This is a genomic window from Maribacter aquimaris (genome assembly GCF_014596745.1).
GTDB classification, from domain to species: Bacteria; Bacteroidota; Bacteroidia; order Flavobacteriales; family Flavobacteriaceae; genus Maribacter_A; species Maribacter_A aquimaris.
In genome coordinates this window covers 173,791-198,858 of the sequence record NZ_JABTCF010000003.1, presented here as the reverse complement: position 1 = coordinate 198,858, position 25,068 = coordinate 173,791, and the positions used below count along the sequence as shown (strand labels likewise).

15 protein-coding genes are annotated in these 25,068 nt (G+C 39.4%); 14 read left to right on the top strand and 1 reads right to left on the bottom strand.

What is annotated here, in order from left to right:
• Positions 1 to 183: 183 nt before the first annotated feature.
• The 8 genes from HPE56_RS06915 to HPE56_RS06880 all read left to right on the top strand — a co-directional run bounded on the left by HPE56_RS06915 (position 184) and on the right by HPE56_RS06880 (position 13,650).
• Positions 184 to 1,338 (top strand): mandelate racemase/muconate lactonizing enzyme family protein, encoded by a 1,155-nt coding sequence (locus HPE56_RS06915; RefSeq protein WP_188243038.1) that lies wholly within the window; start codon positions 184 to 186, stop codon positions 1,336 to 1,338.
• A gap of 12 nt (positions 1,339 to 1,350) precedes the next feature.
• Positions 1,351 to 2,787: an NAD-dependent succinate-semialdehyde dehydrogenase gene (locus tag HPE56_RS06910; protein WP_188243037.1), complete on the top strand. Its 1,437-nt coding sequence runs from the start codon at positions 1,351 to 1,353 to the stop codon at positions 2,785 to 2,787.
• 39 nt (positions 2,788 to 2,826) lie between these two features.
• A complete protein-coding gene (locus HPE56_RS06905; protein ID WP_223170227.1) occupies positions 2,827 to 3,507 on the top strand; it encodes a bifunctional 4-hydroxy-2-oxoglutarate aldolase/2-dehydro-3-deoxy-phosphogluconate aldolase in 681 nt (226 codons plus the stop codon).
• A 47-nt stretch (positions 3,508 to 3,554) separates the two neighbouring features.
• The gene (locus HPE56_RS06900; RefSeq protein ID WP_188243036.1) at positions 3,555 to 4,643 is read left to right on the top strand and encodes a sugar kinase; all 1,089 of its coding nucleotides are present in this window, start codon (positions 3,555 to 3,557) and stop codon (positions 4,641 to 4,643) included.
• A 615-nt stretch (positions 4,644 to 5,258) separates the two neighbouring features.
• Positions 5,259 to 8,489 carry a SusC/RagA family TonB-linked outer membrane protein gene (locus tag HPE56_RS06895; protein WP_188243035.1) on the top strand — a complete coding sequence of 1,077 codons (3,231 nt, stop codon included), beginning with the start codon at positions 5,259 to 5,261 and terminating at the stop codon, positions 8,487 to 8,489.
• Between the two features lie 43 nt (positions 8,490 to 8,532).
• Positions 8,533 to 10,248: a RagB/SusD family nutrient uptake outer membrane protein gene (locus HPE56_RS06890; protein WP_188243034.1), complete on the top strand. Its 1,716-nt coding sequence runs from the start codon at positions 8,533 to 8,535 to the stop codon at positions 10,246 to 10,248.
• A 291-nt stretch (positions 10,249 to 10,539) separates the two neighbouring features.
• Positions 10,540 to 11,583, top strand: coding sequence for an SMP-30/gluconolactonase/LRE family protein (locus HPE56_RS06885; protein ID WP_223170226.1), 1,044 nt, complete (start codon positions 10,540 to 10,542; stop codon positions 11,581 to 11,583).
• A gap of 72 nt (positions 11,584 to 11,655) precedes the next feature.
• Positions 11,656 to 13,650 (top strand): glycoside hydrolase family 127 protein, encoded by a 1,995-nt coding sequence (locus tag HPE56_RS06880; protein ID WP_188243033.1) that lies wholly within the window; start codon positions 11,656 to 11,658, stop codon positions 13,648 to 13,650.
• A gap of 58 nt (positions 13,651 to 13,708) precedes the next feature.
• Here HPE56_RS06880 and HPE56_RS06875 read toward each other — a convergent pair whose 3' ends face one another.
• Positions 13,709 to 13,876, bottom strand: coding sequence for a hypothetical protein (locus HPE56_RS06875; protein WP_188243032.1), 168 nt, complete (start codon positions 13,874 to 13,876; stop codon positions 13,709 to 13,711).
• A 423-nt stretch (positions 13,877 to 14,299) separates the two neighbouring features.
• Here HPE56_RS06875 and HPE56_RS06870 point away from each other — a divergent pair, with 423 nt between their 5' ends.
• From HPE56_RS06870 to HPE56_RS06845, 6 genes are all read left to right on the top strand, one after another.
• Complete coding sequence (locus HPE56_RS06870) at positions 14,300 to 14,566, top strand: hypothetical protein (protein ID WP_188243031.1); 267 nt, start codon at positions 14,300 to 14,302, stop codon at positions 14,564 to 14,566.
• Positions 14,567 to 14,625: 59 nt separating this feature from the next.
• Positions 14,626 to 16,203, top strand: a complete 1,578-nt coding sequence (locus tag HPE56_RS06865) for an MFS transporter (RefSeq protein ID WP_188243030.1) — start codon at positions 14,626 to 14,628, stop codon at positions 16,201 to 16,203.
• Between the two features lie 431 nt (positions 16,204 to 16,634).
• Positions 16,635 to 18,527 carry a CRTAC1 family protein gene (locus HPE56_RS06860; protein WP_188243029.1) on the top strand — a complete coding sequence of 631 codons (1,893 nt, stop codon included), beginning with the start codon at positions 16,635 to 16,637 and terminating at the stop codon, positions 18,525 to 18,527.
• A 29-nt stretch (positions 18,528 to 18,556) separates the two neighbouring features.
• Complete coding sequence (locus HPE56_RS06855) at positions 18,557 to 20,263, top strand: sulfatase (RefSeq protein ID WP_223170225.1); 1,707 nt, start codon at positions 18,557 to 18,559, stop codon at positions 20,261 to 20,263.
• Between the two features lie 12 nt (positions 20,264 to 20,275).
• Positions 20,276 to 21,760 carry a sulfatase-like hydrolase/transferase gene (locus tag HPE56_RS06850; RefSeq protein ID WP_188243028.1) on the top strand — a complete coding sequence of 495 codons (1,485 nt, stop codon included), beginning with the start codon at positions 20,276 to 20,278 and terminating at the stop codon, positions 21,758 to 21,760.
• A 477-nt stretch (positions 21,761 to 22,237) separates the two neighbouring features.
• Positions 22,238 to 24,487 (top strand): alpha-amylase family protein, encoded by a 2,250-nt coding sequence (locus HPE56_RS06845; RefSeq protein ID WP_188243027.1) that lies wholly within the window; start codon positions 22,238 to 22,240, stop codon positions 24,485 to 24,487.
• The last annotated feature ends 581 nt before the right edge of the window (positions 24,488 to 25,068 follow it).

Below are 25,068 nucleotides of genomic sequence, written 5' to 3'. Positions count from 1 at the left end.
TATGTGGTAAAGAGAATCATTATTCTCTGGCCGGGACATGGTGGGGAATTCCCTATAAATCTATTGTAGATCAAATAAAAACAATAACAAACGCCATGGAAGACAAGCCACATAATCGATTGTTTTGAAAAAAAACCATTCAAGGTGCATCAATGGCAAAACCTTGAGGAAAAGACCAATATCATGAAGATAGCGAAAATTGAACCTTTCATAATCGTCCACAAACTGGACACCCCCTTTTATTTTTCACAATGGCAGTACGATACCCGAAGAATATGTATTGTTAAAATAACCTTGGAAGATGGCACTTATGGCTGGGGCGAGGGTTACGGTCCTGCCGATGTCATTAAGGCCGGTATTGATTTCTTTAGTACATTTATAATGGGAAAAGATGCCCTGCAACATGAAGTACTTTGGGAAGAAATGTATCGTCGTTCCATGGACTATGCCCGCAGTGGGACATTACAGGCCGCAATAAGTGCTTTGGACGTCGCGTTATGGGACATCAAAGGAAAATTGCTTAACCTTCCTGTAGCTGTATTGTTGGGAGGTATCAAAAATCCTATCATTCAACCTTATGCTACCGGACTCTATTTTACGCAGGTGGAAAATCTTGAACAAAGTTTGGTCGATGAGGCCCTGTTGTACAAATCCCAAGGATTCCATGCCTTGAAAATGAAAGTGGGCTTGAATATTAAAAAAGATGTCCGATTTGTAAAGGACATACGAAATGCCATTGGCCCTGATATGAAATTAATGATCGATGCCAACCACGCCTATAATTATAGGGAAGCCATTGAACTTTCCAGAAAAGTAGAACAATACGATATTTCCTGGTTCGAAGAACCTGTTTCCCCAGAAGACTATGAAGGATACCGCAAACTCCGGGAAAACACTTCTATCCCAATAGCAGGCGGTGAATGTGAATACCTTAAATTCGGCTTTCGACGTTTGTTGGAAAATGAATGTGTCGATATTGCCCAGCCAGATATCTGTGCCGCAGGCGGCCTGACCGAGGTAAAACGAATATCTTCCTTGGCTCAAGCATTCAATAAGGATCTGGTACCCCACACATGGGGCACTTGGATCGCTATAAGCGCTGCCGTACATTTTGTTGCCAATCTGGACAAAAACCCCGGAAGATTATTCGATGATTTACCGACCATGGAATTGGACCGTACCGAAAATGCCCTACGTGATGAGGTTACCCATAGTTCGGTAAAAGTGGAAAATGGACTCATACAAGTGCCTAATGGTCCAGGTTTGGGGGTGGATGTGGATATGGATGCCCTAGAAAAATATCAGGACAGTAAAACAAGTACTTTTATTAAGATTTAAATCAAGAATAAAATGGATTTTGGATACCACAAATTATACATAGGAGGCAAATTAGTCGATGCTGCAGACGGTCAACGTAAAGCAGTCATTTGCCCCGCAACTGAAGAAAAAGTGGCAGAAGTCGCCTGGGCAGGTAAAAAGGATGCCTTATTGGCCCTGGAAGCCGCCCAAAAAGGATTTGAATATTGGTCTAAATTATCCCTTGCCGAAAGAACGGAATGGATGGACAAATTACGCACCGCGGTATTGGAAAAAGAATCTGAATTGCGTTCTGCAATGGTCTATGAGATGGGAAAAACCTATGCGGGTGCCTGGGAGGATATCGAGGGTGTGATCAACGGACTGGAATGGTATCCGGCTGCAATGAAAAATCTAAGGGATGAACAAATTCCCGACTATGAGAATACACACACCCATAAAATGGTACATCAGCCTGCCGGGGTTGCCGTTGCCTATCTGGCATGGAACTTCCCCTTGTTGAATGTCGGCTTTAAATTAGGCCCTGCATTGGCTTCCGGATGTTCCATTATCATTAAGCCTTCCGCTTTATCCCCACTATCAGCATACTTAATCGGCGAAATATTATATGATATCGATTTCCCTGCAGGGGTGGTCAATATATTGACCGGACCCAGTAGTGAAGTGGCAACTACCATGACAACAAGTAAAATACCAGCTGTACTAACCATGATTGGATCTACGGCAACAGGTCAAAGAGTTATTGCCGATAGTACCACCTCCATAAAAAAATTAGGTATGGAATTGGGGGGGAACGCCCCATTCATGGTATTTGATGATGCCGATTTTGATCAAGCCTTGGATTTGGCCGTTGCGCTAAAATTCGGCAATACCGGTCAAGTCTGCGTCGCGGCCAACAGAATATTCGTACAAGACGGGATTTATGATAAATTCCTTGCCGCATATATCGACAGGGTATCGAAACTTAAATTAGGTTTCGGTGTTGATGAGGAGCCCGATATGGGACCTTTGGTTACCCGTAAAGACCGCGATCGTATGTTCGAATTGATCAATGATGCGGTGGACAAAGGGGCGAAACTTGAATATGGGGGCAATATTCCTAAAGGCATGGAAAAAGGCTATTGGTTAGAACCTACAGTTCTAAGTGGTATGACAACGGAAATGCGCGTTTTTAGACAGGAAACCTTTGGACCTATCGCTTCAATAATGCGTTTTAAGACCGATGATGAGGTTCTGGAGTTGGCCAATGATACCGAGTTCGGTCTCGCATCGTACATTTTTACCAATGACCATAAACGAATAGAACGCTTCTGTAGGGATCTTCAATTTGGTGAAATTCAGGTAAACGGCGTAAAATATTCCATATACCTACCCCACGGAGGTATCAAGAATAGTGGTATCGGACATGACTGTTCACATTTGGCCTTGGATGACTATTTGGTGAAAAAAAGAATCTCAGTAGCTCTCTGAACCCCAAACTTAATATATTGAAAATTATACTAAACACATATGCAACCTATTGAACAACAGGCCATGACGCCTGGACTAACACAAAAAATCGACGATGCCGGCATAATAGCCGTGCTGATTGTTGATGAAGTAAAGCATGCTGTACCCGTCGCAAGAGCACTTCTTGCCGGAGGGGTTGATGCAATAGAACTCACATTGAGGACTCCCGCTGCCATTGATGCGGCCAAAGCAATCAAAAGGGATGTTCCCGAGATGACACTCGGTTTCGGTACGGTCTTAACCGTAGACCAAGTAAAGGCCGTAGTTGATGTGGATGCTGATTTTGCGGTTTCCCCCGGATGTAACCCAAGGATCATTAAAGAAGCGCGAAAGCTAGGCCTTTCCTTTGCCCCAGGAATCATGACCCCAACGGATATTGAAATGGCCTTGGAAGAAGGTTGCCGTATTCTGAAATATTTTCCTGCGGAAACCTCGGGAGGCATGAACCACTTGAAGAATATGGTGGCCCCATATCAATATTTAGGGTTAAAATTCATTCCTCTAGGAGGGTGCAACCTTACCAATGCAAGTACTTACCTGCAATCCGATCTAATTACCGCAATCGGAGGTTCATGGGTAGCGAAACGACCTTTGATCCAGGCGGAGAATTGGGAGGCCATAACCAAAAATGCTCGTGAAATAAGAACTTTGATCGATCAAATAAGAACGAATAAACACTAACACAATTAACCTAATCCTTGGTATCAGGATTTTAGACATAAAAAATTATGAAAAAAGTGGTAACCTTTGGGGAAATAATGGGTCGTATGGCCTCCCCAGCGAATTTACGATTACGCCAAACACGTGAATTTGAAGTAACCTATGCTGGGGCAGAAGCGAGTGTTGCTGCCTCTGTATGCAACTTTGGCGGTGCGGCCCGCTATGTTACGGCATTGCCAAAACATGCTTTGGCAGAGGCCACCATGGATGCCGTACGCGCTGTGGGTATTGATACCCAATACGTTTTACGCACGGATAATGGACGATTGGGGCTCTATTTTCTCGAAACCGGGGCCAATCAACGCCCAAGCAATGTCATCTATGATCGCGCTGATTCGGCCATTGCCATAACTCCCGCAAGTGCCTATGACTGGAAGGCTATTTTTAATGGAGCCGGATGGTTGCATTTAAGCGGAATTACCCCAGCACTTTCAAGAAATGCTGCAGAGGCTACTTTAGTGGCTGCACAAAAAGCAAAAGCTGCCGGTGCATCCGTGTCGATCGATCTTAATTTTAGGGGAAAATTATGGGATTGGGACAAAACCAAAACGGCTCGTGAATTGGCACAGGAAACCATGCGCACCATTTTACCGTTTATAGATGTTGTCATCGGTAATGAAGAGGATTGTCATGACGTATTGGGTATTAGGGCCGGGGATACCGATGTACATTCGGGTAAACTCGATACATCACGCTATCCTGATGTGGCTAAACAGGTCATTAAGCAGTTTCCTAATGTAAGCAAGGTGGCTATCACATTACGCGAGAGTCTTTCCGCTTCCCATAACAATTGGGGTGCCATGCTATATGATGCGGCATTGGACCAACCATTTTTTGCTCCCTTGGATGCCGAAGGAAATTATCAACCCTATCAAATCAAGAACATCGTAGATAGGGTCGGAGGAGGTGACTCCTTTGCCGGAGGATTGATATTTGCCTTGAATACTCCGGAATTATCAAATTCCAAAATAGCGGTTAAATATGCCGTTGCCGCCTCTTGTCTCAAACATTCCATTAAAGGGGATTTCAATTATTCAACCCGGGCCGAGGTAGAAGCCCTCATGGGTGGTTCTGGATCCGGTAGGGTCGTACGATAATTACCAAATACAAGGAACACAGGCGATAGTCCCTTGTTATTCCAAAGGCTGTCCTCATAGAACTACAACCATTCTATGCAGACAGCTTTTTGCATTGTTGTCAATAGAAACCCTAACCTTAATGGATTTTCCTTGAGGATACTCCGTGGATTACCTATCCCAGTAACTCTTTTTGGCTCGGAATACGGTACCCCTACATGCTCAATAGGTTACCTCTAAATAAAGGAAATATATCCCGAAATCTGTAAATTGAACCGTAAAAATACTTTGTCTTTAAGTATAGGTTGTTTACCGCTATGGTAGATTCTTTCTTAGCTAAGTTGGCCCAACTTTATTTTGAACCTTTTCAGCATGAAAGACCACCTACCTGCCAAATAATGAGAACACCACTTAACATTATATCGAATCAACAAAAAACAACCTCTAAAATGGACATATTGTTAAAAAGGTTAAAATAATGCTAGCAGTAGGTAATTTATTGAACTTATTACCCCCCATCTTCTCGTTCTTTTGTATAGAAATTAGTGATTCCCATTTTATTAGGGTGATTTATTTGAAAGGAATAATCGCAAATTTCATCATAAAACTAAAATCAACTCAATACATGAAAACTTTATGAAAACAAAAAGAAAACCACGAACAAGAATAAACTGTCTTGGGAAAGATGGTTTGGGTTTAGCCAAAGGGATAGGAAACGTATTAGTTTGCTTTCTTGTTTCCGTAACAGGGCTATATGCCTCTGAAAACTATGGTTCACATATATCGTTGTCTAACAATATTAGTGTGACTAATGTAGAACATTCAATCTCCCTTGTTTCTGGGTCATTGGAGCAACAGGTAATCACTGGAACGGTATTTGATTCCCAAGGGCCGCTTCCTGGTGCCAGTATCGTCGTTAAGGGAACCACGGTTGGTACCCAAACCGATTTTGACGGCAATTTCACATTGGACTTGGAACAGGATGACGCTGTACTCGTAATTTCATATGTGGGTTATGCGACACAGGAAATCGTTGTCGGCAACCAAACTTCGATTGATGTCATCCTGGCTGAAGATGCCTCCCAACTCGAAGAGGTTGTGGTATTAGGCTATACCACTAGAAAAAAAGGGGACATTACAGGTTCGGTTAGTACTTTAAAATCAGAGGACATTGCAAAATCCGGTAGTAAGGATTTAGTGAAATCATTAGCAGGTAAGGTATCAGGTTTGATTATTTCGGATAGAGGTGGTACACCCGGAGCTAATGATGCCACATTGTTGATTAGGGGGAAATCTACTTTAGGAAACAATTCACCTTTAATATTAATAGATGGGATTACAGCATCAACTTTCGCGAATTTGGCACCTCAGGATATTGAAAGTTTAACTGTTTTAAAAGATGGGGCAGCTGCAATTTATGGTGCACGGGCAGCAAATGGTGTGATATTGGTAACGACAAAAAGAGGGAAAAGTGGAAAGGCGAAAATAAATTTATCCACTTCCTATACAATTTCTTCATTTTCTGCCACACCTAGCTTAATGTCTTCTGAACAATATGCAATTTATAATAATGAAATTGCAGAAAGATATGGGAATGATCCTTTATATTCCCAGGCAGATATCTCTAAGTATGCAGACGGTTCAGATCCTATTAATTATCCAAATACAGACTGGGCCGATGAGACTTTTGCCAAAAGCTCGCCAGAGTCAAGAACTTCCTTATCCATTTCAGGTGGAAATGAAAGTGTAAATTATTTTGTTAGTGGTGACATGATTCGCCAAACAGGAATGTATAAATCAGGAGATTTGAAATTTGATCAAAATCAAATACGATCTAATCTGGATATAAAAATTACGGATGATGTAAAACTAGGGGTTGATATTTCCGGAAGGTTTGGAGAAACTTTACAACCGGGTATTGGCACCAATCCAATTTACAAACAAATTTATAATAACGCACCAACAGAGGTTGCCGTATACCCTAACGGTTTAATTGGTTGGGGTGGTGAGAACGGTCTGAACCCTATTGCCATGTCTAGTAACGACTCTGGAGTGGATAAAAAAATAGATACTGACCTAAGGGGTAAATTTACACTTGATTATGACCTACACAAACTTACCGATGGCTTAAAGTTTAAAGGGTTTGCAGGATTCAGAAGGATGAATTATGATCAAAAATCATGGTACACTCCTTGGACAGTTTATACTTATCTTGAAGGTACTGATGAGTATGTTTCACAAGATGGTTTTTCACAAGATGGTAATGAGAACATCTTAACTGAATCTTTTTGGAAATACAATGAGTTAATGCTGAATGCTACATTGTATTATTCTAAATCTATAAATGACAAACATAATTTTAGTGGATTTGTCGGGTATGAACAAACCACATCGGATCAACGTAATTTTTGGGTAGAGAAAATAGGTTTTCCTGATTCTGAACATTCTGAATTATTTGCTGGTGATACAGATGGCCAAACTTCTGATGGTACCTCTTATGAATGGGCTCGTGTGAATTATTTTGGTTCACTTTCCTATGATTATATGAAGAAGTATTACGTGGATATAACCTTGAGATATGATGGGTCTAGTAATTTTGGTCCGGAAAACAGGTTTGGTACTTTCCCTGGAGTTGCTCTTTCATGGGCCATAAACAGGGAGTCTTTTATGAAGGATGTTTCTTGGATAAATTCATTGAAACTTAGAACTTCTTGGGCAAAAATGGGTAATGACCGTATTACCGGATTCCAGTATTTAACACAATATGATTATGCGGGAAATGTTGGGGCAAAGCCTAATTACTACAATTTTGGTGGCGAATATTATAATGGGTATTCCAGCATAGGGGTCGAAGCGGCAAATGAAGCAATCACTTGGGAGTCTGCGGACATGAAAAATTTAGGGTTGAATTTCACCTTATTTGATAATAAATTGACAGGGGACCTAAATTATTTTTATCAAAAAAGGGAAGATATCTTAGTGACAAGAAACGCATCCGTTCCGGATTATACAGGGCTAACCTTACCACAAGAAAATATTGGTAAAGTTGATAACTATGGTTGGGAATTCGAATTAGGTTGGAATGATAAAGCCGGTGATTTAGGTTATAATTTTGGATTTAATTTCACACAGGCTAAAAATGAGATTGTCTATATGGACGAGGCTGAAAATGTTGCGGATGCCATTAAACAAGAAGGACACCCAATGGACTCCTACCTTGTATATCCAACAAATGGGCTTTTCCAAAACCAGGCCCAAGTAGATGCTGAACCTGTAAAATTAGCGGGTACAGTGGCAGGAGAACCTTACTATATAGATACTGATGGTAATGGGAAAATTGATGCAGGGGATAGAATTCGCTCTTATTCTTCCAATGTACCTGAAATCCAATATGGCGTTTATGGTGGATTGGATTATCATAATTGGAATTTCAATTTCTTGTTCCAAGGGCAGGCTGAAGCCAAAATGCAAGTATATTTCGAGGGAAATGGAGCATTACCGGATTATTTATTCAATCAAAGATGGACGCCTGAAAATACCAATGCCAAATTCCCAAGGGCATATGCAACTGGAGATTCATACAGCTCAAGTTTAAATGGGCCAGATAATTTCCAAGGTGCGGATATCTATTTACAAGATGCCTCATACCTTAGGTTGAAAGAAATCGAATTGGGCTATACCATATCCAAGGATGTGTTAAAATTTGGAGAAGCTAAATTATATGTTAGAGGTTATAATATGTTAACCCTGTTTTCTGACATATATGATTTAGGATTAGATCCTGAAGCAGAAGGGTATAATAGTTTCAGAAGTAGTACCTATCCTTCTTTAAAATCATTTACGTTAGGTTTAAATTTTAATTTTTAATTAAAAAATGAATCAGACCTTAATCAATAAGAAATTCAAAAAGATGAAACATATAGAAATAAAGTTCGCGGTTGTTCTTCTAGCTATTTTTACCATAGTGGGATGTAATGATGATATTTTAGATACTGAATCGAGCGATTCTTTCACCGAAGATGCAATTTATGGTGATGCAAACCAAGCAGCACTCGTTGTAGTGACTGCATATAATACTACAGATAGCTGGTCTATAAACCGTTCTCAATGGTGGACACAAAGAATCGGTATTGAAGGTGCATCTTGGGAAGCTAAATTTAACTTTAAGGACTTAGACAATCCTTATAAAATGAGAGGTGGATGGTCTCCAAGTAATGCGGGTTTGGCATTTAATAATAGATGGGAAACTTCTTGGGATTATGTAAAGTTAATCAATGAGTTTTTGGAAAAAATCGAAGGTAGCGAAGCTATGGAGGAAAACCCAGAAGAAGCAGCGCAATTAAAAGCAGAGATGCAATTCTTAAGAGCTTTTACTTATTTTAATCTTATAAAATACTATGGCGGCGTTCCCATCATTGAAAATACATTTGGTTTGGATGATGACTTTAGTGTATCAAGGGATAGTTTCGAGGATTGCGTAGATTTTATAGTGGATGATTTAGATAATGCAGCAGCGGTTTTGCCCATGGAGGCTTCAGAATTTGGCAGAGCTACCAAATTAGCTGCCCTGGCTGTTAAATCACGTACTTTATTGTACGCGGCAAGTCAATTACACGACCCAAATACCGTACCAAATGGACCTCTCTATGATTATACCAAAACAACAAAATGGCAAGATGCGGCTGATGCGGCCAAAGCAGTTATTGATTTGGTTGGTGCTCGTGATTTAATTGCTGTTACAAATGCAACGGAATACCAAAATTTGTTTTTGCACGAAAATCAAGATATTTTATTCGCAAGATCTTATGGAAGCTTATATGCGGAAATGGCGAATGATATAAATACGTTGCCCGACCAGGCACAATCGCCAAGTGGTTATGGTGGCTGGGGGTTAAGTTCCCCTACATTAAACTTCGTTTTGGAATTTAATATGGCTGATGGTACATCAACTTCAGCGGGAGGTTATGATGCTACACAGCCCAATGAGAATAGGGAAATGAGATATTATGCCAATTTGAATTATCAAGGAGCAATGTTTAGAGATCGCGAGGTAGATTATGCATTAGCAGATAATCCAAGTGACGAAACCCCTGATGGTTTAGATTCTCCAAATGGCTTGGGGAATACATTACATTCTTCAAAAACAGGATATAATATTAGAAAATTTCAAGATGAAAGCCTTTCTACTTTAACAACTTTCTCAGCAGACCGTCCTTATATTATGTACAGATTGGCTGAAATTTATTTGAACTATGCAGAGGCCATGTATGAATTGGGAGATGAAACAACCGCACGTGAGTATGTCAACAAAGTTTCCACTAGAGCGCTTCAACCAGAAATTACAGCAGCAGGAGATGAACTTTTGGAGGCTATTAAAAGAGAAAGACGTATAGAACTATGTTTTGAGGGACATAACTTTTTTGATGAAAGAAGATGGATGAACCAAGACCATATCGGGGGATATGACATTAAAGGATTAAAATGGACAAAAGCTGTTGATGGATCTTTAAATCATGAAGAGTATACTGTTGTGACAAGACCTTGGTTTGATTATAGATATTACCTGCCAATTCCACAAACGGAAATTGATAAGGATGCTTCTTTGGAGCAAAATTATGGTTATTGATACTTCCTCATAGGATATAAAAATACCGAGGCCAAAAACCTCGGTATTTTATCTTAATTTAGAATTCCCAAGTACTTTGAAAAGATTCTTCCTACTCTTGGTTCTATCTATTGGGACATTTTCAAATTCCCAAGAAAAGCCCCAAACCAAGCACTTATTTACTCACTTCAATAAATTTGTGGAAGGATCAAATTAGGGAACCTGATTCTATATGTGAAATAGCTCATGTTGTAAGAACCAATGTTCATTGTTCGTATAACTGGCATTTTAATAAAAATTGAAAATTACTGCATGACCTATCTAAAACATACTAAATCGCTTACCCTTGTCATTTTAATGGTAATAGGGATAAACCATGTTGATGCACAACAGGAAAATTTAAAACCTGCAAAACTATTTATTGAGTTACCTAGTTTTTGTCCGACACCCGATGCTTTTGATATTGCTCCAGATGGGAGTTTGGTACTCTCATGTCCAAACTTTGCAGATAAAACATTGCCTGGTATTTTAGTAAAAATCGATAAGGATAAAAATATCACCAAACTTATGGAAATACCTGGGGTTACAAAGGATAGGAACTCCAACCCTATGGGTATTGCCTATGCACCGGATGGTAGTTTGTTTGTTTGTAACAACCAAGGCAAGAACCAAGGACAGGTATTATGCATCACTTTTGATGGGAAAGGAAATCATAATATTGAAATTGTTGCCGAAGGTATGGGGCAACCTAATGGTATTCGCTATCATGATGGTGCTGTTTACGTAACGCAACCCGCCATGCCAAAAATAAGAACCGAAAACCATGTGAGCGGTTTATACAGGTTTAAAACTTCAGAGAGGAACATATTAATTAAGAATGATAAATCTGATTCTAATTTAATTTACATTACCGAAACCATCAACCCGGATAGAAAAGTGGGTTTGGACGGTTTGGTATTTAATAAAGCTGGTGAATTATTTGTTGGTGATTTTGGGGATGGTGAGCTTATAAAATTAATTTTGGATGAGGAAGGCAACGTTATAAATGAGGAATTGTTTGCAAATGTTCCAAAAGTATCGGGGATAGATGGTATCAATACCGATTCGAATGATAATATGTATGTTGCAGGTTTTTGTCAGAACCAAATCCTAAAGGTTGATCCCAAAGGTAATGTAACTTTAATTGCGGATTATGATGATAATGATGGAGCAAATGGCCAAATAGACCAACCTGCAGATATAATTGTGTATGGGAACAATATCATTATTTCTAATTTTGATTTAATGTCTGGAGAAGGAATAATAAATTCCAAACATAGTAAACCTTATACTTTGTCATATATAAAAATATACTAAAGAACAATATAAGATTAATTTCACCAACAAAACGTAATTCACATTGATTCAACCTTATAAAGAGAAAAACGTATGAAAAAAGATGCAAACTTTCATAACAAGGCTATAACGAATACGTCGCAGAGTCCGTACGTTAAACTAAAGAGCATCAACTTTGGGGATTGTAAATGGAATTCAGGGTTTTGGGCCGAAAAAGTAAAAAACGCAGAAGAGCAAATGCTTCCTTATATGGGGGATCTTCTTTGTGGTGATGTGGGCCATGCTTTGAACAATTTTAAAATTGCGGCAGGGGAAAAAGAAGGAGAACACAAGGGTTTCTATTGGCATGATGGGGATTTCTACAAATTCATGGAGGCCAAAACATACATTTACGGACTTACCAAGGATAAGGCTATTTTAAAAGAATTGGATGACTATATCGCTCTTATAGGTAGGGCACAAGAAGAAGATGGGTACATTCATACGTACATTCAAATTACAGAAGGTGCAGACCGATTCGAAAACCGGAAGTATCATGAAATGTACAATTTTGGACATTTGTTTATTGCAGCTTCTATTCATTATCGCATGACGGGTCAACGTAATTTCCTGGATATAGCTGTAAAACAAGCCAATTTGTTGTACACCTATTTCATGCCAGATACAAAACACTATCAAAGATTTGGTTTTAATCAAACTCAAATTATGGGATTGGTTGAACTTTACAGAACGGTTAATGATAAAAAATATTTGAAACTGGCGGAGAAGTTCATTAACAGACGTGGAACCTTTGAAATCAAACATGATTCTACCACAGAAGGCTATCCTATTGGCGATATGGTTCAGGAGCGCACACCCTTACGCGAGTCTGAAGAAGCTGTTGGCCATGCAGTATTGGCATTGTATTATTATGCCGGGGCTGCCGATGTTTATGCAGAAACAGGCGAAAAAGCACTAATAGATGCCTTGGATAAGTTGTGGGAAAATGTTACAGGAAAAAAAATGTATGTGACAGGGGCTGTAGGACAAGCACATTATGGGGCGTCTACCAATCTGGATATGATAGAAGAAGGCTTTATAGATGCTTACATGATGCCAAACATGACGGCTTATAATGAAACCTGCGCCAACTTATGTAATGCAATGTTCAGTAGTCGTATGATGGGTATTAAGGGTGAATCAAGATATGCGGACATAATCGAATTGGTTTTGTATAACAGTGGCTTGTCAGGAATTAGTCTTGAAGGAAAAGAATATTTCTATTCCAATCCGTTACGTATGATAAATAATTCCAGAAATTATGATTCCCATGCAGATGTAACGGAAAGTCCAGTAAGACAACCCTATTTAGAGTGTTTCTGTTGTCCACCGAACTTGGTGAGAACAATTTGCAAATCATCCGGTTGGGCTTATAATCTATCGGAAAATGGTGTGGCTGTTGTGTTATTCGGAAGTAATGATCTAGATACGACTATGTTAGATGGTTCTACTTTAAGACTATCTCAAGACACGGATTACCCATGGAAAGGATGGGTTAAAATAACCGTTGAAGAATGTAAGGATTCCGAATTCGAGATTAAGGTCAGGATTCCAAATTGGGCTGTAGGTAGCACGCTGAAGATTAACGATGAAGATGTGCTTGTTGAAGTGGTCCCAGGGAAATTCGCCGTGGTAAACAGAAAATGGAAAGCTGGGGACATTATTACTCTAGACATGCCAATGAACGTAATGCGTATAGAAGGCCATAACAGAATTGAAGAAACCAGAAATCAAATCGCCGTAAAAAGAGGGCCGATTGTATATTGTTTGGAGACACCCGATTTACCGGAAAACACGTCTATTTTAAATGCATACATCAAAGGAAATGTAGAATTAAATGCAGTTCATAAACCAGATTTTTTAAATGGTGTAACTGTGGTTGAAACCGAATTGTTATTGAGGAAAGATAGGAATGACGAAATGTATCAGGCCATTTCAAAACCAGAATTTAGGTCATATAAAACACAACTTGTTCCTTATTTTGCTTGGAGCAATAGGGGGCAAGCTGAAATGACGGTGTTTATACCTGTTGTATGGAATTCCAAATAATATAGGAACTAATAATTTTAGTGACAATCATGCTCTATTCATATACCAAAACAATTGGTTATGGGGTTTTAATATTGTTGTTCTTCCAATGCTCCCCTATATTTTCAATGAAGCCCTTTTCGCTCAAGATAGACCGGATATGGTGCTTATGATGACAGAAGATTAAGGCTATGGCGATATTGGTGGTCGTGGTAATCATCCATAAGTTTACTATGCATATCTCCATTGCTTAGGCTGTCAGCAGCGGTTACACCGATTATCATAGGATACTTGGCAAAGGCCGGAGATTTTAACCTGCACTTTTCTATATAGCTTTTCTGGCATTGATTGGCTTTTTTTTACTACTTGTTTTTAGGAGGCAAAGTACGAGGTATAGGGGTGTAAAAACAAAAAAGGAATTTACTTAAGGTAAAATATGGTATGCATCAGTTAAGATATACTTATTGAGGGTTAATATTTACCCCTTCCTTTGTAAGGACCAGGTTTATGGTGTTTTTTTAAATAGGGAAAGGATGTTGGCATAATTTAACGTATTAAATCCATATAAATGATAACGAACACACATAGTACAAGGTTAGTTTGAATCGTTGGATTACAGTCAAGATGGATAGGAGTATGTTGTACTGGGTAACCCACTTGAAAATGGCATTTGTTCAAAAATGAAATGACCAAGGCCAAGAACAACAACTATTTAAGTGCCGAGATTGGGGATGCCAAAAAAGGGAAACCCTGGGCCATAGGCGTATCGTTGAAAATTGAAGTTTATGAAACCTATCATATACAGCGGATAGGTCCCTCAGACACATTGTATTCAGTAAGTCATAAAACTTTAGTTTCTTTTGGCTTAAGTGGTTTTAAAGCAGCTGAGGAAAAAGTAAATTGGACCAATGGTGTAACCAAAACTGAATTAGTATAAATTGTAAATATAAATTTTAAGACCGGTAATTGGTCTAAAGTCAAAAATCAATAAGCATTATGAGCTCTTTTAAAAGAAATGCCTTTACTTATTCTACCATAGTGGCTTTGGGAGGTTTTGTTTTTGGTCTGGATGCCGCTTTAATTTCCGGAGCATTTAAGTTCATTACGGCAGAATTCAATCTAAATGAGTGGCAGGTAGGCGCATTAGGATTTGGACCGGGAATTGGAGTGTTGGTCGCTTTACCAATGGCCGCTTGGTCCAGTAATAAATATGGTCGAAGAACAACCTTGAAAACAATAGCCGCATTGTATTTGATATCAGCATTGGGTTCGGCTTTTGCCCCTTCATTTGCAACCTTGTTCGCTGCTCGTTTTTTAGGGGGATTGGCTTTTAGTTCAATTACATTGGCAGCTATGTATATCGGTGAGGTTTCACCGGCCCAATGGAGAGGTAAATTAGTTTCGATGACGCAAATCAATATTGTACTTGGTTTAACGGCCGCTTATTTCATTAATTATTGGTTACTGCAGAGCACCAATTCAAATGCGGAATGGGTATCTGCCTTAGGAATACGTGAATATACTTGGAGGTGGATGTTAGGAATCGAAATAATACCGGCATTGATATGGTTCGGATTACTTTATATTGTTCCACAAAGTCCAGCTTGGTTAATATATAAAGGTGAGTTTGATAAAGCTAGGGAAACCTTGGCCAAAGTATTTCCGAGTGAAGAAATTGAGGATCATGTTCAGGTTATGAAAGAAAGTATTGAAGAAAGTAACCAAGACAGGTCTATTGGAACTCAACTGAAAGAAATTTTTAGCAAGAAAATGAGCGTTGTGGCAATTGTTGCATTGACTATGGCCATTGTGCAACAATCAACCGGGATAAATGCGGTGTTAACGTATGCGCCAACGGTTATGGAACAGTTAGGTTTAGGTCAAAACGCAGCATTTGAACAAGCTATTTGGATTGGATTAACCAGCGTATTGTTTACGATATTATCCTTGGTTCTTATTGACAAAGTAGGAAGACGACCGATGATGATTACGGGATTGGTTTGGGTGATTTTAAGTTTAGGTGTATGTGCTTATGGTTTTGGTACGGCCAAATATGAAATGACGACTGATGCTATTGCCGAAATGAAAGACATTCCTGATGTTGATAAACTATCGGTATTGGTAGGCAAACAATTTTCTACCGATATTGAATTCAAGGAAGCTGTAAAGGAGGTCATGGGTGATATTTCTGCAAGGGATAATTCCAGTGTATTTCTACAAAAGTCGGCAGTACTGAATGCAATGTTGATCCTAATAGGTATTTTAAGTTTCATAGCAGCTTTTCACTTTTCAGTAGGCCCAATTATGTGGGTTTTATTATCTGAGATTTTCCCTATTTCCTTGAGAGGTATTGCTATACCGTTTTTTGCCTTGATTTCTAGTGTTATAAGTGCTTTAACACAATTCTTTTTTCCTTGGCAACTTGCAAATATGGGGGCGAGCTCTATATTTCTGTTCTACGGAGGATTGGTTTTTATTGGTCTCGCCATATTGATTAAATTCTTACCCGAGACCAAGAATTTGACGATAGAGGAAATTCAATCAAAACTGCGGCTTAAGATCAATAAAAATTGACTCTTGGAAGGTAAGGTTAGAATAGTGCTCTAAAGGGGTATAATTATGAAAAAAAATTGGTCGGATTTTATCTAATTTTAGGATTGTAAAGCATCGGAATATGAGGGCTGTTCTGTTGGATACCATTAGGGTATTGATTTTTAATAGCTGCATGGCCCAGCATAGGATTATAGTAATTGAGTATAATTTTAAAAATTGTGCCGTTAATATCAATGACCAAAGAACACTAAAGTAAATATCCCTGTGGATTTTGATGGGTTTAAACGACGTCAATGGGTGACTGTAGAAAGGAAATTAACAAAAAATGAATTTTCCAGTTCTATGGATAAATTTAAGATTGAATTATGAAAGAAAGTCCTTCCTGAAATGAAGGCCGTTAAATTCTTTATCGATGATATTGCATAAAAAAAATTAACTGAAAATAGTAGACTATGAACGTGATGCAAAAAATCAGTATCAGAACACTTATCATTACACTGCTGTTCCTCATACCAATTTCCACCCATTGCCGGGGACAGCAGGCCACAACAGAGGCCACTGTTCATTTTAAAGAAACGTTTGAAGATTTTACACGAAAGGATAAAAACCTAAGAAAATGGGACGCACCTTCCGTAGCTGATCTTGACCAAGATGGATATCCCGACCTCCTTTTGAATGACCATGGCCTGGGTATAAGTGTCTGCTGGAACAACCAAGGTCATTTTGCCAAACCCCATGATATTATAATGGGTGACCTTCATGGTGTAGCTGTTGGGGATATTGATTTCGACGGTAATCTAGAGGTCATCATGTCCCGTGGTGGTGGCTCTGGGAGCAATGCCCGTAATTCCAAGTTGTTCCGGGTAAACAAAAAAAGGGAGTTCATTCCATTGGAGGATTTCGATATCCCTTTGGAAATGATGCGTGGTCGTACCGTAAAATTCTTTGATGGTGATAATGATGGTGATCTTGATCTTATCAATTTTGCCTTTCCAACCAAAGAAAAAAAAGGTAAAAGTGAAAACTATATTTATGAAAATGATGGCCACGGCCAACTGATCTTGAAATCGACACTGCCACCATCCATAGCCGATGGGCAAAAGACCCTTTTAACCGATATCAATAACGATCAAATAATCGATTTGATTTTATACGGCCACGAAACAATAAAGGTTTTTGAAGGTTTGGGCGATTTAACGTTTAAGGAAGTCACTAGTGGGGTATTGCCCTTTCCTGTCTCCAATGTTACTTCAATGGTAGAAATCGACTATGACAATGATGGCGATTTTGATCTTTACGTAACCCGTGGCAAAGATTTTGAGATTGGGGAAACCTTCTATAATAAACAAACCAAAAACTGGGCGTTTTACACCAAACGTGGCAATTTCAAATTTGAAGATCTAAAAACCGGGGATGTATTGCAAATGCGCAATTTCCAATCACAATGGCCTTATAATGATGCATATTATATTGGTGAAACCGGATACCCCTATGATTTTCCCGGGGAAACCCATTCCGGCAAAGACATCCGTTTGGTCAACAGCAATGCTTTAGGATTTCCAGACAAACTCAATGAAAAAGGGGGTATCCATGTCGGTTATGTTGGTAATGACAAATGGCGTATTGCTGGCAACACATGGTCGCCAACAACAGGAGTGGTGCATGGTGTTTTGGATTATCCGGAATATAACCATCCCAAAGGGCTGTCAGACCTTCTCCTTGAGAACAAAAACGGGAAATTCGTCGATACAACCCAAAAGGCAAAGCTCTTTTTGGAAGAACACACCGTTGCGGCTTCCGTTGCCGATTTTGACAACAATGGTTATCAAGACCTTATAGTAATCCGAAGGGGAAATATGGTCTTTGAAAATGAACCAATCGTTTATCTTAACCAAGGCAATTCACAATTCAAGCAAGAAATGGTAAGTGGTATTTCCACTTCCGACTGGGGTTCCATAGGCATGGCCGTTGAAGTATTGGATTACGACCTCGATGGAAAGGTTGATGTAATCATCGGTAATGAACGTGGCAAATGGCATTTATTCAAAAACCTAAGTAAAGAAGCAAACAAGAATCCCTTTATCACCATAGAGGTCGGTAAATCTTCCTCTGGCCAAGCATCCGCCCTGGGCGCCTTGGTTAATATTAAAAGCTGTACGGGTGAACAAACACAACGCATAGGGAGTACGGGTGCTTCCTATTCCTTAAGTTTAAATAAGTTTGCCCATTTTGGTCTCGACGGATGCACTAAACCTATAAAGGTAACGGTAACTTGGAGCAATGGGGAAACAATAACACGTAGCATCAATCATACACAACATAAAATAATATTAGGTAAAAACTGATTTTCAAACATAATAAATCAAAATACAACATGAATCCTTTATCGAAATTTGGTAAAATTGAAATAAGAAAAGAGGTTATCCTTTTTTTTCTTTCAGCTGTACTAATGGTCAGCTGCAAATCACAAAACGAGAAGCCCATTGAAGAAACAACCAAAAAACCGAACATTCTCTTTATAGCTATTGATGACCTTCGCCCAGAGTTGGGTGCCTATGGTTCGGAAATGGCGATTACACCTAATTTGGATGCTATTGCATCCGATGGTTTATTGTTTGAAAATGCCTATTGCCAACAAGCAATCTGTAGTCCGTCGCGGGCCAGTTTAATGACGGGTGCCCGTCCGGAAACGATAAGCGTAATTGAAAACTTCACTTATTTCAGAGACGCTAATCCAGATATTATCACATTGCCACAACATTTTAAACAAAATGGTTATGAGGCCACCTATACAGGTAAGATTTATCACAAAACAGGTTTTGCCGATGGCGAATTATCGTGGAGTAGAAAGCCGGCTTATGATAAAATGACCATTGAACAATCCAAAACCCCAGGTGGATTCGCACTTCCGGAAAATCAGGAAATGTTCAGAAAAAATCAAGCGGATATGATAGCCAAGTATGGTCCCGATGCCCCGAGAAATGGTTTGGGAAAAGGGCCTGCCTATGAATATGCGGATGTGCCAGACACGTTCTATGAAGATGGGTACAATACGGAATTGGCAATTGTCACCATGAAGGATATGGTTGAAAAAAATCCAGATAAACCATTCTTTTTAGGTCTTGGAATGAAAAAGCCCCATTTAGATTGGTTGGCTCCCAAAAAATATTGGGATTTATATAACAGGGACAGTATAAAATTAACTACACAAACCCATGCCCCAAAAAATGGAGCCGCGATGGGGTTGCATCCATCTTTTGAGTTGCGGGCCAGATATGGTATTCCCAAAAAAGGAGCAATCGATGATGAACTGGCCAAAACATTAAAGCATGCGTATTTAGCTTCCGTGAGTTATATAGATGCTCAAATCGGAAAAATGATCGACGCTTTGGAAGAGGCAGGTCTAAGGGACAATACCATAATCATGGTCTGGAGCGATCATGGTTGGCACCTCGGTGAAATGGGAATTTGGGGTAAGGCGACCAATTATGAAATTTCAGCGCGTGTGCCATTAATGATTTGGACTCCAGACATGCCCAAGGAAACTAGAGGGAAAAAGACTAAAGCTTTGGTTGAGTTGGTAGATATGTATCCCACGCTTTGTGAATTGGCCGGGTTGGATAAACCGGAACATCTTGAAGGACAAAGTTTTGCGCCATTAGTGGAAGACCCTAATAAAAGTTGGAAGAAAGCCGCATTTACGCAATTTCCAACACCCGCCTTAAGAGAATGGGCAGCAAACCCCTTGTCCAAAGGAATGCGTGAAACCTACTTTGGGCCTTTAATCGAAGAGGTAGAAGGAAAAATCAAAGATCAGCAAAAAGACAAATGGGATAGGGAGTTATTTGAAAACTATCTCATGGGATATGCCATGCGAACGGATCGTTATCGTTTCATCCTATGGAGAGATTACAGAGACCCGAAGGCAGAACCATTATTCTTCGAATTATATGACCATAAAACCGACCCCAATGAAACAGTTAATATTGCCGATGACAACCCTGAATTGGTAGCAGAACTCTTAGCGCAGTTTAATAAAGGTTGGCAAGGTAATCTTGCTGATATGGCAAACACTAAATAAAATTAAAAAACAATGCTTCGAACAATTAAATATCTACCGTTAATAATATGTTTTTTATCCCTTTGTAATTGCAAGGAAAAAACAAAACCGGAAATCGCCAATGCTAAAGTAGCGGTTGAAAGGCCCAACATACTTTTGGTCATGTGTGATGACTTAGGGTACTCAGATGTTGGATTTAATGGTGCCAAGGATATTACGACTCCCGAAATTGACAAATTGGCTTCCAATGGTACGATCATGACCTCGGGCTATGTATCCCATCCATTTTGCGGACCGAGTAGGGCAGGATTGATGACAGGAAAATATCCCCATACTTTAGGAGCACAATTCAATCTACCCGCCAATAGCGAGGTTACCGTAGGTAAAGGTGTTTCTTTGAAAGAAACCTTCATTAGTACGGTATTACATGACGCGGGGTATTATACGGGAGCCATTGGTAAATGGCATTTAGGACCAGAGCCTGCCTACCATCCGAATAGAAGGGGTTTCGATTACTATCATGGATTTCTTGGTGGTGGCCACAACTATTTCCCCGAACAATATACTACGGCCTATAAGAGACAAAGGGAACAAGGTAAAGAGGTTATTTTCGATTACCTGAAACCATTGGACCATAATGGAGAAGAAGTGAAAGACCCTAAAGAATACCTCACGGATGAACTATCGCATAAAGCGGTCGAATTCGTCGATAATGCAAGTCAAAAAGAGAATCCGTTTTTCCTATTCTTAGCGTACAATGCCCCCCATGTTCCTTTAGAGGCAAAAGCGGAAGATTTGGAGAAATTCAAGGATATCAAAGATGAAAAACGCCGTACTTATGCCGCAATGGTCTATGCCGTGGATAGGGGAGTCGGTGAACTTGTTGCCGCTCTTAAGAAAAACGGGCAATTTGAAAATACCTTGATCGTGTTCTTAAGCGATAACGGTGGTAAAGTGACTAAAGGAGCTACGAACCTTCCGTTAAGGGAAGGAAAAGGGAGTACCTGTGAAGGAGGGTATCGCGTACCCATGTTCTTTCATTGGCCTGGAAAGGTTGCTAGTGGACAGAAATTTACCTATCCGGTATCTGCATTGGATTTCTATCCTACCTTCGCCCATTTGGCACAAGCTGAAATACCCCAAGGGAAAGAATTGAACGGTAAGGATATTTGGTCCTCCTTCCAAGAAGGAAAAAATCCTAGGGAAGGGGAAATGATCTTTGTTCTCAGACATCGTGAAGGGTATAGTGATGTGGGGGTTAGACAAGACCAATGGAAAGCCCTAAAGACCAATCAAAACACTTGGAAGCTCTTCAATATCGACGAGGACATGGGCGAAGAGAACGATTTGAGCGACCAATATCCCGAGCAACTTGCTAAAATGGTCGCAGGTGCCAAAACATGGAGCAAGACCCATGCCGAACCACAATGGTTCGATCCTGAGGAATTGCGGAAAATATGGAAGGAAAAAGATATGGCCAAATTCAACGGAACATTTGACCTTGATGAAGGTAAATGATTATTGAGGCCAAATCCATAAAAGAGTTTTGCTCAAAATAAGCGGTTCAGGAATGTGGCTATCAATTTACCAGGTTGGTTGAAGTATCCCACAAACTATGGATAAAACTGTAGGGCATTTAACCGATAAAACCGCTTTACAATTTTATTGTAGGGTGGTTTTGTTTTATTTGACCACATTCTTTAAGTATGATTAGTTGAAAAAAATATGCCCATAGGTTGATCTGGAATGTGATTTTGGGTTGCAGGGAGAAAACGATGATGGGGGTAATATTATCTTATATACGGTTAATTTCAAGTATGTACCCAAAATAGTTTTTGTATTTCTTTACAATTGTAATATTCCTAAAAGTTAACACTCATGAAAAGACATAGTTTATTTTTCTGTTTTTTGGTTCTCACACTTTTAAATGCTTGTGGGGTTAAATCACAATATGAAAAAGAAGCCCTTCAAAAAATCGAAACCCTTGAAGGCCTAATGAAGGAAGCCCGTTCAAGATCATTGGATGTCACAAGAGAGGAAACTACACTTTGGTTTGCCAATGAATTCCTGAAATTTGCCAATTGGGACGAAACCAATAAGGATGCTACAGCTAAACTATTTGGTTATGAACGCTATTATGCTGAAAACAAAGATTCTTTAGCAGAAGCACTACCGGATTTTGAACGTAGGAAAGTGATTCAGATATTAGACAAAAGTATAGTGGATTTAAATCAAGAACTTAGTGGTAAGATAAAACGTAGACCGGTTTCTAAAGTAGATTGGCATAATACAAAAGCAGGGGATAATATGTTTGTAAGTAATGGCAAACCCTCTTTTCCGTATGATTATTTTTCAAAAACGGTTGGGCAACCGCTTACTAATGAAGCTGTTTACAATGACCATTTGGGTGCGATATACCATGGTGGTGAAAACTTGTATCCAGTAGATCACGATCGCGCCATAAACTCATTTTTGTTAAAGGAGGACGGTACATTTGATGAAGAACTCATGAAGGAGCTTACGGGCATTCCTGATACAAATATCGGTTTCTTGATCTATTGGTCAATGGGAATTCCAGAATGGGTAGAGGCAAAAGAACCTGAGATTAGAAAAGGCCGTTCCTTATTTACGGGATTCGATATTGATAACCCCACTGCCCGGGATTTATGGGGCAAGATTATCCGTCATACCGGAGAGCTTACAAAAGGTAAAAGAGTTACTGAGTTAGGGTATATATTCGCTAACGAACCTCACTGGTATTCTGAGAAAGACCATTGGACATACAAGTATAAAGAGATGAATGGTATTTCGTCTTACACGTTAAATAAGTTCAGGTCCTGGTTGAAAGATAAGTACAATGGAAATATTAAAAGCCTGAATTCAAACTGGGACACCAAATTTGAAAGTTTTGATACCGTTGAGATAGAAATACCAATTGATAAGGCATTAACAGGTAAACCAATATGGTATGATTGGAATCGTTATAATATGCATCGAAGTACGGAATGGTTCAAATTTATGCAAGATGAATTGCACGCAGTTAACCCGGAAGCGGATACGCATATTAAACTATTCCCACGCACATTTTATGAAGATTCACGTTCCCATGGGATGGATTTTGAAGCACTCACCGAGCTGACAACAATGATTGGTCATGATGCAAAGGCGTTAGGTAGTCCAAGTATTAGATCCCACATCAATTCAGACTGGAATAAGCAATATGCTTACAAATGGGATGGGATGGCTATTTTACATGATTTTTTAGAGTCCGTTGGTCCAGATAAAATTAATGTGAACTCGGAATCCCATTTTCTTTCTTCAGGAATGTGGAGAGATTTGGAAGCGCGAACTAGTTACGTTCGTAACGTATATTGGCTTGCAACATTAATGGGTATGGACGCAAATATGGGATGGTTTTGGGCACGGGATCCAGATGGTTCCCCAGAGGATAGATTGGAAGGGGAACTTAACTTCTTTGACCCTGGTCTAGGTGGTGCCTATGCAGGTTCTAACAACATGCAACCTCACATTGCCAACGAAGTGACACAGGTGATGTATGATTTAAATAGTTTTTCAGAAGAAATTATTGACCTTCGTAAACAACCTAGGCCTTTACGTTTCTTTTATTCAGAGACATCCGCTATCAACACCCCCGATTATATGACCCAAACCGGTAAATTATATAAGGCTCTATTTTTTGAAGGACTGCCCTTAGGCTTTGTTACCAAAAACATTATCGAAAAACAAGATAATAGTATTTGGAATACCGTTGTGGTTTATAAAACTAAATATGTAACCGATGCTGAATTTGCCTCCTTACAGTCTTATTTGGATAATGGCGGAACCGTAATTATTGATTCGCCAGAGAGTTTATCAATGAATGAGTACGGAAAAAAACGCAGCAAGAAGCTAACCGAAAGTAACGGGAAGCTTATTCCTTTAGATGATGCGGATATTCCGAAAATCAAAAAAACTGCATTGGCCCAAGTTGCTAACCACATGCCAGATGTAATTATAGAATCCGATAACGGAAAAGATTTTAAAACTGTCATTTCAAGGGTTGTTAAGCAAGAAGATGGTTCTTACCTGGTTAATTTGCTTAATATAGGTCATGATACAGCTAAGATTAAATTGTCATTGAAATCCGGTGTACCGTTAACAATCAAAAATTTGATGACATCAAACCCTGTTGATGTTGAGTTCAACTTAGCATCAGAAGAAGTTTTATTATTGGAAGTTAAGTAGGGATCAAGAACAATTTCCGGGTATTTGGATATTTATGCAAATAGTTGGGTTACCCTAAATTGGGGTCATGACCCATTGTTGTGTTTATGCAGGGATCATTATCAATCTGGAAAGGAATAATGCTATATTTTTCACAGCCCTAAACGGGGTGCTAAAGAAGGAACGGCCTATTTTTGATTTCGTTTTAAATCAAGTAGTTTTCGCATTGGGCGCTGTGGCCGCAGGTTTTACTTGCCTTCCTCAATATAGATCTCAACAAAATGGCCAGGCTGTAGCTGGCTCCTCTAAACCAAGGTATGCGATACCTTCGTTTTTCGGCCCTAGTTCTTTTTTATTCATCGGTATGTCTATTGTTTTTTAACGGTATTCATGAATGCTATGCATTTGAGGCAATGCAAAAAAGAACAGAACACGAACTTCGGGATAGTTTATGCTTTCTTTTTCTAATTCACACCCAACTTTTGGGATTGGTCCTTAAGTAGTTTGTTATTCTTAATAATGTTCACAGGTTATGAGGGGATTTTGGGCTAAACTCCAAAGGTGGGTGTTGTTTGATATTGCGTTGTTGAGCATCCCCCAAT